Genomic DNA, 7,376 nt, shown 5'->3' with positions numbered 1-7,376 from the left:
GCCCGGGGCCAAAATTCATGCAGATCAGTGGGGCCAAATCACTTGACGAAACGCATATATCATTGCCGCACAACCCATCCGATGGACATGCACTGTCAATCATCTGCTGCATCTGACGATGTCGGCGGCCATGATTGTGATGGCCTGGCCTGCGGGTATGAGCCTGCCGACAGCCGCACCGATGGCCTTTTTCTTCCTTGCCGCGGTCTGGTTCGTGCTCGCGCCCGGCCGGGTGTCCTCCGGTATTGCTGACCGTCTGATCAACAGCTATCACGCTGTGAAGATGACGGCGATGGCGTGGATGTACGCGGTGATGAGCGGCAGACTCCCGGGCCAGACCTACCACCCGACTGATCACACCGTGGCTGCTTCGTCGGGCATGCACATGGCGGGCATGGACATGTCGGGACACGAGACACCCTGGTCTGCTGCCGAACCCGGGTGGATCACCACGGTCAATGCGTTCGCATCAGTCGGATTCTCCGCCGCGGCACTGTATTGGCTGTACCGGTACTTCGACGAGCGCAGAACCGAACCGGTAGCGCGCAGTGCGCACCTAGCCCGCCTCGCTCCGTTATGCCAGGCATTCATGGCTGCCGGTGCCGCCATCATGTTCGGCGCGATGCTCTAGAGCTACACCCGGTTCACTCAACGCCGCCGCGGCGCCGTCCGTGGCATCCGCGACGACATCACCAGCCGCGTCCAACCCCTCATCACCGCTGTCTCGTCACGGGACTCATTGCCATTAGATGAGGTGGCTGACAACTGCGGGGTGCACCAGTAGCGCAACACCAAGAACGACGAGCATCCCCGCCGTCACACGCGTAAGCCGGTCGCCGAGAGGTGCTATTCGCTCCAGCCAGATCACCAGCGAAAACGCGATCATCCATGCCAATTGCATGGTGCCCAGGGCGATCAGCAATACGAACAGCATCCAGCAGGAGCCGAGACAAGACATGCCGTAGCGGCCACCGGCACGAAACGCCCGGGCCAGACCGTCGCGATGCGTCCCCTGCGGCAGGGATAAGGAAGTCGGCGCGTGACAGTGCCGCAGGCATCTCGCTTTGAGCGGGGTGAGCTGATACAGCCCGGCGGCCAGCGCCACGGCGCCGGCGAGCCGGCCGGCCCACGGATCGGCGTGTGCCAGTGGTTCATTGAGGCGGCTCCACGCCAAGAAGGCGGGGATGCCCGCGACGCTCCACAGGGCCAGGTATGCGGTGACAAAGACTACCGCCGGGGCGGCGCTGTCGCGGGTGGCGCGGGTATAGCGGCGCACAACGGGCAGGACCGCAGGAAGCATCATCGCCGCCATCATGGCCGCCCATGCGAAGAGGAAAGCGGCGAACGACATCGGTGCCATCGACGCCATGGTGTCCATGTCCATGTCCATGGACATTTCGCCGCCGCTCATGTCGCCCGCGGTGACCACGGTCCACCACCAGCTCACACCCGCCACACCCAGCAGGGCTGCCGGCAACCAGGTATCGGTCCATGACCGCCCACGCACTTCGCGGCCGCTCATTGTCTAGTCGCGGGGATGGCGGGGCTCGCGGCGGCGTCAGCGTCCAGGTTGCTTTCCAAAATCCAACACACCGTGGAATGGTCGTGCTCGGTGGGCGCGGCGTGCGATGCGTGGTCGAGAAGCGTCTGCAAGTGCCCTTCGAGGGCCACGAGTTCGGCGATCTGCGCACGGACCTGGTCGAGACGTGTGTTCAGGACCTGGCGGACATGCCCGCACGGCGCCTCGCCGCGGTCGTGGATCGCCAGGATTTGGCGCACCTTCTGCAAGGTCAGCCCCGCCGCTTGGCCCCGGTGGATGAACCGGATTCGCTCCACGAACTCGGGTCCATAGTCGCGGTACCCGGACGCCGTGCGTGCCGGCGGTGGTAGCAGCCCCGAGTCCTCGTAGAAGCGAATAGTTTTGGCGCTGGTGTTGCTGAGTTTCGCCAACTCACCGATCTGCATGTGACCCATCCTTGACCTTCCAGTGTAGTGGAAGGTCAAGGATGGGTTCGTGTCGCCACACAAGCGAGGCCGGCGCACAGCGAGAGCGTCAGGCAAGCCGTCGTGTGGCGGGGCAACAAATGAAGGGAGTGCGAGCAATGGCATGGCATGGATTCGTGGTGAAAGCGGTTCCCACGGTGGTGACCGGGGTGCTGGGGGTCGCGGCCTATGAGGCGGTGCGCACGGTGGTGGCGAAGGCGCCGCTGCGTCAGGCAACCGTCACCGTGACCGCGTGGGGCATCCGCGCTGCCCGCGAGGCGCAGCGCAAGGCCGAACACGGCGCTGAGCAGGCTCGGTTGACGGTCGCCGACGTCGTGGCCGAGGCACGAGAGCACGCCGGGGAGAACATCGAGCCGGTGACGGATTCGGGCGACGACCATGACCGCTGACGTCCTCACCGCCGCCGACGCCACGCTGCAGGTCATGTCGGACGCATCAGGGCGGATGCGGGTGCACGTCAACGGTTTTCGTGTCGACTCTGTTCGGGCCGTCGCGATCGAGGACACCGTCGCCAAGGTCCCCGGTGTGCAGGCGGTGGAAGCCTATCCGCGTACGGCATCGGTGGTGATCTGGTATTCGCCGGAGCTCTGCGACACCGTGGCCGTGCTGTCCGCGATCGACGACGCGCAGCACATCCCTGCAGAATCGGTGCCCGCGCGCGCCCCGCACTCGACCGAGGTGCGCAACCCCGGTGCGGTGCGCAAAGCCATCGGGGGCATCCGCCGCTTGCTAGGTAGGACGGCCGATATCGACAGGGGGCCCGAGACCCTGGACGGTAGCGGCTGTGGGCAGGGGCAGGGCGGCGCGTGCGGCAGGCCGTCGTCAGGCGAGCTGAACAGGCGCGAGCGGCGCAAGTGGTTGCGGCGGCTGTGGCTGGCCATGCCGTTGGCGCTGCTGGCGTCTGTTTCGACGATGGTTTTCGGCGCCTATCCGTGGGCAGGGTGGCTGGCTTTCGTCGCAACGGTACCGGTGCAATTCGTCGCCGGGTGGCCGTTTCTGGCCGGTGCGGTGCAGCAAGCGCGGGCGGGAAGCGCGAACATGGACACACTGATCACGCTCGGCACACTGACCGCGTTCCTCTACTCCACCTATGAGCTGCTCGCCGGTGGCCCCCTATTCTTCGAGACCTCGGCGCTGATTATCGCGTTCGTGGTGCTGGGCCGCTATTTCGAGGCCCGAGCCACCGGCAAGGCATCGGAGGCGATCAGCAAGCTGCTCGAGATGGGCGCCAAGGAAGCCTGCCTGCTCGTCGACGGCCAGGAGCTTCTGGTCCCGGTCGCTCAGGTCAGAGTCGGAGACCTGGTACGGGTACGGCCCGGGGAGAAGGTCCCGGTCGACGGCGTGATCACCGACGGGCGCGCCGCCGTCGATGAGTCGATGCTGACCGGCGAGTCCGTCCCGGTGGAGAAGGCGGTGGGTGATCGTGTTGCCGGGGCAACCGTCAACATCGATGGGCTGCTGACCGTGCGCGCCACCGCCGTCGGGGCCGACACCGCGCTGGCGCAGATTGTGCGCCTGGTCGAGCAGGCCCAGGGCGGCAAGGCCCCGGTGCAACGGCTGGCTGACCGGATCTCGTCGGTGTTCGTCCCGGCCGTCGTCGGTGTTGCCGCCGTGACGTTTGTCGGGTGGACACTGATCGCCGCCAACCCGATCGCCGGGATGACCGCCGCGGTCGCGGTGCTGATCATCGCGTGCCCGTGTGCGCTGGGTCTGGCTACCCCCACCGCGATCACGGTCGGTACCGGCCGCGGCGCGGCACTGGGGATCCTGGTCAAGGGCGGCGAGGTGCTCGAAGCCTCGAAGAAGATTGACACCGTGGTGTTCGATAAGACCGGCACTCTCACCCGAGCCCAGATGCGGCTCACCGATGTGATTGCCGGCCAGCGGCGCCAACCTAACCTGCTGTTGCGGATGGCGGCCGCGGTCGAGTCGGGCTCTGAGCACCCGATCGGCGCGGCCATCGTCGCCGGTGCGCGCGAGCTGGGATTGCAGATTCCGGTCGCCACGAAATTCACCAACCTCGCCGGGCACGGGGTGCGGGCCCAGGTTGACGGCCGCGCGGTGCTGGTCGGCCGCCGCAAGCTCGTCGACGACCACGATTTGGTGCTGCCTGAGCATCTCGCTGCGGCGGCCGAGGAGCTCGAAGAGCAGGGCCGCACCGTTGTGTTCGTCGGTCGTGACGACCACGTTGTCGGTGTGCTCGCGGTGGCTGACACGGTCAAGGACGACGCCGTCGACGTGGTCGCTCAGCTGCACGCCATGGGGCTGCAGGTCGCCATGATCACCGGCGACAACACCCGCACGGCCGCCGCGATCGCCCAGCAGGTCGGCATCGACCAGGTGTTGGCCGAGGTGCTGCCGCAGGACAAAGTCACCGAAATCCAGCGACTCCAGGACGAGGGCCGGGTGGTCGCGATGGTGGGCGACGGCGTCAACGACGCCCCCGCGCTGGTGCAGGCCGATCTGGGCATCGCGATCGGCACCGGCACCGACGTTGCCATCGAAGCCTCCGACATCACACTGATGTCCGACCGACTCGACGGTGTCGTGCAGGCGATCCAACTCTCCCGACAAACCCTCCGCACCATCCACCAGAACCTGGGCTGGGCGTTTGGCTACAACACCGCCGCGATCCCCCTGGCCGCCCTCGGTTTCCTCAACCCGGTCATCGCGGGTGCGGCGATGGGGTTCTCCTCGGTCAGCGTGGTGACCAACTCGCTGCGGCTACGCCGCTTCGGCCGCGACGCCCAACAGGGGCTCGCTCAGACCGCCCCAATCCCCCGCCGGCTGATGGGCAAACTCCCGCCACACGATGCTGCCCACACATAGTGGAAATCGCTGTAGCAGGACGGTGAACCCGTGAAGGACGTTGGTATGCCCCGACATCGGCGCTCGTTCACCCAGGAGTATCGGGGCAAGGCCGCGCACATGGTGATCGATGCACACCGGCGGGTTACCGAGGTAGCCCGCGAACTAGACATGGACACCAGCCTGCGGCATACCTGGGTGAGTGATGAGCGGTGGCGGATGTCCACCACCCGCGGCGCCGACGCCAGGATGCTGGATAACCGTGGTGGACAGCCGGTTTCGGTGCACCCGCTGGTGGAGCTGGTGTGGCTACGGACGACCGTTGCCCAGCACGCCAAAGAAATCGCGTTCTTAGAAGAAGTCTTGCGCATTTTGTGGCCACAGCATCGAAGGTGAGCCGGCTCGAGCCGATCGCCGCGGAGTGCACTTACCGCGACGCGACCCGGATGGCCGAGCTGCTCAGCAACTCGACTTTCAAGTCACCCAAGCGAACACGGGTTACCCCAGATCAAATGACCGGGCATCCGAACTCAGTCAGCAAATCTCCGACGTGCTGGCAAATCCGTCGCAGCTATCCACCTTTCTTCCCATGATGGAGGCCGATTTTCTGTTCCACGTTCAGGTGCTTGTGTCGAACCTGCCCCAGATGGCCCCGCAGCTGTTGTCGGTGGGCCTAGGTCTCGCTATCGCCAACCTCGGATGGGCGGCCGGTCTCGCCGGGCTGGCCGGCCTGGCTCAGCCCGAAACCCGGGAGTCTTCAGTCGCTGACTGACTCATATATGGTGGCCGCGCTCGCGCTCGGCGACGGTTGGCACCCGCCCGAAACGATGCAGCAATACACTCGCCGGGCACCAGCCCGCCGTCGCGTTAAGTATTAAATTTGCGCCAACAAATCCAGTGAGGATCCGCCAGCGACTCGACTGCAGACGGCCTAGGGCAAGAGTTGTCAGCACCACGACGCCGGCTATTAGACCCGTCACTCGCTCGAGCGGCCATCCTTGTGGCTTGGGCATCCCGAACGCCCCCCGTTCCAAGGGGGCCGCGTGGCGTTGCTCGTCTTGTATGGTCGATTCCTGCAGGTTGGCTGCTTGCATGTCAACTCCTCTGATCGGTGATGGGGCCCGGGTAAAGCAGTGGATCTCGCCGCCTGCTTGAGACTGATGGATCGCCGCGGGGTCAAGATGGAGCATTTGCAGCGAAGCGGACAGCCAGCCTTGAGAATACCCGCTGGGGCATATGGTCGGCTGATGCATTTCGCGGCGGCGTAGCAGCGAGGCTGCTGCGGCGGCGAGCGCGTCACCTCAACCGGGTCCCGGGACGCGAGCAGCGGGACCAGTAATCCCGGGTAAAGGCCGGTCTCGTCGGGAACCGCCAGTCGGTCGATGGCCACGTGCGTCTGAGTAGCGATCCTCATACCAACTACGGGATCCATACCTGCTTCTCCTCTCTACGGTTGAAGCAAACGGAAGATACCCCGCGGGGTACCACTTTAATACCCTACGGGGTATCGTCGCAACGTGTGTCACTGAGGATCTCGTGATGGTGAGCACACGCAGTGGTGCAGGCCGAGCAAAGCAGCGGTCAGCACTGCGGTGTTGCTCTGATCACTCGTGCCTGGATCGCTCAACGACGAGAGGTGACACGGGCTGACAAAGCAGTCCGCCCCTGCCCATCGGGCGGGCGGTCCAGCGGTTAGGGATACGTGATTTAGAGATGCGGAGGATGGAGGAACTCATGGCGGTCGGTAAGAAGCTCGTTGTTCTCGGTGCTGGCGTCGGAGGACTGAGTGTCGTCAAGGAATTGACCGAAGTCGGCGTAGATCTCAACGGGCTTGATGTCACCGTGGTCGACGAAGATTTCTCACACTTCCTGGGCTTCACGCTGCCATGGGTGATGCGTGGGTGGCGCAGTCAAGACAGTGTGCCCATCCGTCCCACCGGTGAAGCGCTGTCTGGGGTGGAGACCGTCGTTGGGCGGGGCAGCGGCATCGATCCGCATGCACGCACTGTCACTCTGGTGGACTCCAGCACAATCGATTTCGATGCGTTGATCATCGCCACCGGGGCACGCAACGTCATCGATAACACGCCCGGACTCCAAGCTGCCGTGGATCGCGGAACCGCAGTGCACTACTACAGTGCGGCCGCTGCTGCCGATGCCCACCGCGCGGTGCGGAGCTTCAGCGGCGGGAAACTGGTGTTTCTGGTGGCTTCCGAGATCTACCGATGCCCGGTTGCCCCGTACGAAGGAACCCTGCTTGCCGCAGACCTGCTCAAGGAAACCGGAACCAGGGCCGCTACCCAGATCTCGATCTATAGCCCGGAAGAACAGCCCATGCCCTCCGCCGGACCCTATGCTGGACAGGAACTTGTCGGGTTCCTCAGCGAAGAGGGTATCCAGTTCTTCGGCGGGCATGCCGTTACCCGAGTCGACGCAGAGTCGTCATCGATCGAATTCGCTAACGGCACGGTTGTCGACTTCGACCTGCTGGTGTTCATTCCCGCACACGAACGAGCAATGATCAGAACCTGTGGATGACCCTCGGTGGGGCGGCATGAAAGTGG

General features: G+C 64.9%; 8 protein-coding genes and 1 pseudogene. 6 read left to right on the top strand and 3 right to left on the bottom strand.

The features are described from left to right. Positions 1 to 58: 58 nt before the first annotated feature. The gene (locus K6T84_RS23505) at positions 59 to 631 is read left to right on the top strand and encodes a DUF5134 domain-containing protein (protein ID WP_329786951.1); all 573 of its coding nucleotides are present in this window, start codon (positions 59 to 61) and stop codon (positions 629 to 631) included. Positions 632 to 745: 114 nt separating this feature from the next. Here K6T84_RS23505 and K6T84_RS23500 read toward each other — a convergent pair whose 3' ends face one another. Both K6T84_RS23500 and K6T84_RS23495 read right to left on the bottom strand, forming a co-directional pair. Further along, positions 746 to 1,522: a DUF2182 domain-containing protein gene (locus K6T84_RS23500; RefSeq protein ID WP_329786949.1), complete on the bottom strand. Its 777-nt coding sequence runs from the start codon at positions 1,520 to 1,522 to the stop codon at positions 746 to 748. Continuing rightward, complete coding sequence (locus K6T84_RS23495) at positions 1,519 to 1,965, bottom strand: hypoxia response transcriptional regulator (RefSeq protein WP_329786948.1); 447 nt, start codon at positions 1,963 to 1,965, stop codon at positions 1,519 to 1,521. The genes K6T84_RS23500 and K6T84_RS23495 overlap by 4 nt, the downstream gene beginning before the upstream one ends. Before the next feature lie 137 nt (positions 1,966 to 2,102). Here K6T84_RS23495 and K6T84_RS23490 point away from each other — a divergent pair, with 137 nt between their 5' ends. The 4 genes from K6T84_RS23490 (at position 2,103) to K6T84_RS23475 (ending at position 5,584) form a co-directional block, all read left to right on the top strand. Next, positions 2,103 to 2,393: a DUF1490 family protein gene (locus tag K6T84_RS23490; protein WP_329786947.1), complete on the top strand. Its 291-nt coding sequence runs from the start codon at positions 2,103 to 2,105 to the stop codon at positions 2,391 to 2,393. Positions 2,394 to 2,448: 55 nt separating this feature from the next. Next, positions 2,449 to 4,833 (top strand): copper-translocating P-type ATPase, encoded by a 2,385-nt coding sequence (locus K6T84_RS23485; protein ID WP_329786950.1) that lies wholly within the window; start codon positions 2,449 to 2,451, stop codon positions 4,831 to 4,833. A 45-nt stretch (positions 4,834 to 4,878) separates the two neighbouring features. Beyond that, complete coding sequence (locus tag K6T84_RS23480) at positions 4,879 to 5,208, top strand: transposase (RefSeq protein WP_329786946.1); 330 nt, start codon at positions 4,879 to 4,881, stop codon at positions 5,206 to 5,208. 193 nt (positions 5,209 to 5,401) lie between these two features. After that, positions 5,402 to 5,584, top strand: coding sequence for a hypothetical protein (locus K6T84_RS23475; protein ID WP_329786945.1), 183 nt, complete (start codon positions 5,402 to 5,404; stop codon positions 5,582 to 5,584). Position 5,585: 1 nt separating this feature from the next. Here the strand turns inward: K6T84_RS23475 and K6T84_RS23470 are convergent, their stop codons facing one another. After that, positions 5,586 to 5,825 carry a YgaP family membrane protein gene (locus K6T84_RS23470; RefSeq protein WP_083071143.1) on the bottom strand — a complete coding sequence of 80 codons (240 nt, stop codon included), beginning with the start codon at positions 5,823 to 5,825 and terminating at the stop codon, positions 5,586 to 5,588. A 721-nt stretch (positions 5,826 to 6,546) separates the two neighbouring features. On the opposite strand from K6T84_RS23470, the pseudogene K6T84_RS23465 reads away from it, so the two are divergent. Beyond that, positions 6,547 to 7,323, top strand: a pseudogene (locus K6T84_RS23465) (FAD-dependent oxidoreductase); the annotation flags it as partial. Between the last annotated feature and the right edge of the window lie 53 nt (positions 7,324 to 7,376).

The sequence above is a fragment of the Mycobacterium zoologicum genome, assembly GCF_020181635.2.
In the GTDB taxonomy this organism is placed as follows: Bacteria; Actinomycetota; Actinomycetes; order Mycobacteriales; family Mycobacteriaceae; genus Mycobacterium; species Mycobacterium zoologicum.
The sequence above is the reverse complement of the archived record's forward strand: the minus strand, read 5'-3'. Positions and strand labels throughout refer to the sequence as shown.